This is a genomic window from Microcoleus sp. SVA1B4 (assembly GCF_036700545.1).
Taxonomy (GTDB): domain Bacteria; phylum Cyanobacteriota; class Cyanobacteriia; order Cyanobacteriales; family Microcoleaceae; genus Microcoleus.
The window spans coordinates 41,644-44,738 of the sequence record NZ_JAUBPB010000060.1 but is presented as its reverse complement, the minus strand read 5'-3'; the positions used below and the strand labels follow the sequence as shown (position 1 = coordinate 44,738).

General features: G+C 43.4%; 3 protein-coding genes. All 3 read right to left on the bottom strand.

Annotated features, from left to right (window positions below):
* Positions 1 to 356 precede the first annotated feature (356 nt).
* Positions 357 to 1,490: a hybrid sensor histidine kinase/response regulator gene (locus QT987_RS22895; RefSeq protein WP_333244703.1), complete on the bottom strand. Its 1,134-nt coding sequence runs from the start codon at positions 1,488 to 1,490 to the stop codon at positions 357 to 359.
* A gap of 56 nt (positions 1,491 to 1,546) precedes the next feature.
* Positions 1,547 to 2,623, bottom strand: coding sequence for a response regulator (locus tag QT987_RS22890; RefSeq protein WP_333244700.1), 1,077 nt, complete (start codon positions 2,621 to 2,623; stop codon positions 1,547 to 1,549).
* A 3-nt stretch (positions 2,624 to 2,626) separates the two neighbouring features.
* On the bottom strand, positions 2,627 to 3,095 hold a 469-nt coding region (locus QT987_RS22885; RefSeq protein ID WP_333244697.1), incomplete at its 5' end, for a response regulator.

Sequence of the window (3,095 nt, the reverse complement as noted above, 5' to 3'; positions counted from 1 at the left end):
TAAAACCGGTTTCTGGCGAGAAATCCAGAAGAAACCCGGTTTCTGGGGTGTACTTTATAAACCTGGAATCCGCTGTAATTCTCATTCCTTACTAAGTCGGTGGCACAATTCGCCAGTATGTAACAAAAGATTAAGTAGGGTGATTCGAGTTAAATTTAATAGGTTGTGTATGGTTGTGTATGGTTTTTTATTTACCTTCTACCCCATGAATTACCCCAGAAGCAAGCTCTAATTCCGAGTCAAATATTTGTCCTGCTAGTTCATCTTTTTTGATGTGTTGCCATTTCCATGCAAAGCAAATTTATTCCTTCTCAATCTCCATAACGATGCCACCGGACTTGATAGAAAAACTCATGCTAATTGCGGACAATTGGCAGAGTGAGATGTACCGTTGTTTCCTTTTTATAGATACTGGTAATTGAGAACTCTCCTCCTGCCAGTTCGACAATTTTCTGGACAATTTTTAAGCCGATACCGGTGCCCTGTTGCTCATACCTCTTGCGTTCAAACTGCATGAAGGCACCAATTTTAGCAATTTGCTCCTCTTTCATGCCCTGCCCGGAGTCATGTACAGATAAATGTAGCATCTCCCCTAGGACTTGACTACTAACTTTAATGGTTGTCTCTGGTGAGGAGAATTTCAGTGCATTATCAATTAATTCATGGAGAATAGTTGATAGATATCGGTCTGATAGAGCGATCTCCGCTTCCTCAAGAGTGAACAACATATCGTTGCTACGGTTGACCTTCTGAGCCTGGTATGTCAACTCGGCTTCAATGGCAGAAGCTACAAATTGAGTCCGGGCAGATTCCATTTTGTGCTGTTGACTTGCGGATAGTTCTAATCCTAAATAAATCAGGAATTTTTTCGTTAATGTTTCTAGGCGACGGGCAGAGTCATGTGCCCAGCCTAATATCTCACGGATTTGGGCGATATCCATGTTTTCGATATCGTCCTTGAGCAACCCGATCGTGCCTAAGATCCCATTGAGGGGCGTATTCAGTTCGTGGGATAGAGTAGAAGCTAAGTTGCCACGCAACTCATTGAGGGTGCTGTCCAAGACATTGATGGTATTTTCTTGGATGTGGTATAAGTTCTGGATATTATCATACTGTTCCTTGATTCTGAGCATTGAATGCACGCGAGCACGCAGTTCAATAGCATTTACAGGTTTACTGATGAAGTCGTCAGCACCGACAGTGAGACAATGGGCAAGGTCTGATTTTGAATTTAATGCTGTCACCATAATGATGGGAACGGCTTGCCATTTTGACATGGCTTTGATTTTCCGACAAATCTCGATGCCGTCTATTCCCGGCATCATCACATCCAGCAAAATAAGATCCGGATCAAATATGTCGAGGGATGCGATCGCTTCTTCCCCGCTGGCAGCATAATGCAATTGATAATCCTGCTCTGATAACAGGGTTTCAATCACATCAAAGTTATCCGGCTCATCATCAACAATTAAGATAGAAAATTGAGACATAATTGCCACCATTTCAATAAGGTAAAAATTTTATAATTTCATCTGATACTCGTCAGCTATGCTGCCAAAGTGATTTCAAAAATTGCTCCTTGTGGTTGGTTGTTTCTGACACAAATTTCGCCCCCATGTGCCTCAACGACGATTTTGCAGAAAGCTAAACCCAAGCCTATTTGAGAGACATCCGACATCAGATTTCCAATCTCGTATTTCTCAAAAATTTTGTGTTGCAATGTATCAGGAACACCTGGTCCAGAGTCAATAACCTGGATTTTTGCCTTGCCCGATGTGAGGAATTCTACAGTCACTATGATTTGACTATTGGGTGGGGAAAACTTAATGGCATTCGAGAGGAGATTATCCAGCATTCGATGTATCATGGTGGCATCAACCGAGACTTTTCTACTGTTTTGTACTGGTAAATTAGCGACTATAAACTGACTTTTTTGAGCAGCAATTCCTTCAAAGTTTGAGATAGCAGATTCTATGATATCGCACAGATAAATATCAGTGTAATTGAGACGCTTTTTACCGGATTCGAGTAAATAAATTTGCAATAAATCATCAATTAATACCTGTATTGCTTGTGCTGACGAGTAAATCCGTTCCAGTTGCATTTGTTGTTGTTCTTTAGAATACTCTAAGCTTTTTAGGAGTTCCAAGCCAAGCAAGATACCAGCCAGGGGATTGCGTAAATCGTGGACTACCATTTTAACCATATCTTCCCGCAATTTGAGTAAGCTTTGCAGGTCGTCATACTGGTGCTTAATTCGCAGCATACAGTGAACTCTGGCACGCAGTTCAATAGCAGTTACAGGTTTACTAATGAAGTCGTCCGCGCCGGCAGTGAGACAACGGGCAAGGTCTGATTTTGAGTTTAATGCTGTCACCATAATGATGGGAACGGCTTGCCATTTTGACATGGCTTTGATTTGCCGACAAACTTCGATGCCATCTATTCCTGGCATCATCACATCCAGCAAAATAAGATCCGGATCAAATATGTCGAGGGATGCGATCGCTTCTTGCCCGGTGGCAGCGTAATGCAATTGATAATCCTGCTCGTTCAAGAGAGTTTCAATCACATCAAAATTATCGGGTTCGTCGTCAACGATCAAAACAGATGGTACATTCATGAATTATCTTACCAGGGAAGTTAAAAGGTGTTGAATAGTGCTTGCCAATTGCTTCAGCTTAACGGGTTTGGTGAGGTAATCATTGGCTCCGGCGGCAAGACAACGATCGCGATCGGCAGTCATGGCTAAGGCAGTTAAGGCAACGATCGGCACATCGACTAACCTAGGATCGAGGCGAATCTGCTGCATAGCTTCTAGACCATCCATACCAGGCATTTGAATGTCCATCAAAATTAGATTGGGGTTTTCCGACTTGGCCAGGGCGATCGCCTCCTCTCCATTCTTCGCCAAGAGAATGCGATAGCCTTTAGCTCTCAAGTAGCTCGAAACCGTACTGATATTGGCTTCGTTGTCTTCTGCCAGCAAGATTAAGGGAGAGCCTCCCTGCTGTTGGGGCCCGCTGGGTTCGATGCGGGGCTCTGTCTGGGATTCCAGGTCAACAGAGGATGGCGCACCTGTAGGGGCAGTGCCC

Coding starts and splice junctions, on each gene's coding strand:
- QT987_RS22890 (WP_333244700.1), bottom strand. CDS start 2,623: ATGAATGTACCATCTGTTTTGATCGTTGACGACGAACCCGATAATTTT.
- QT987_RS22895 (WP_333244703.1), bottom strand. CDS start 1,490: ATGTCTCAATTTTCTATCTTAATTGTTGATGATGAGCCGGATAACTTT.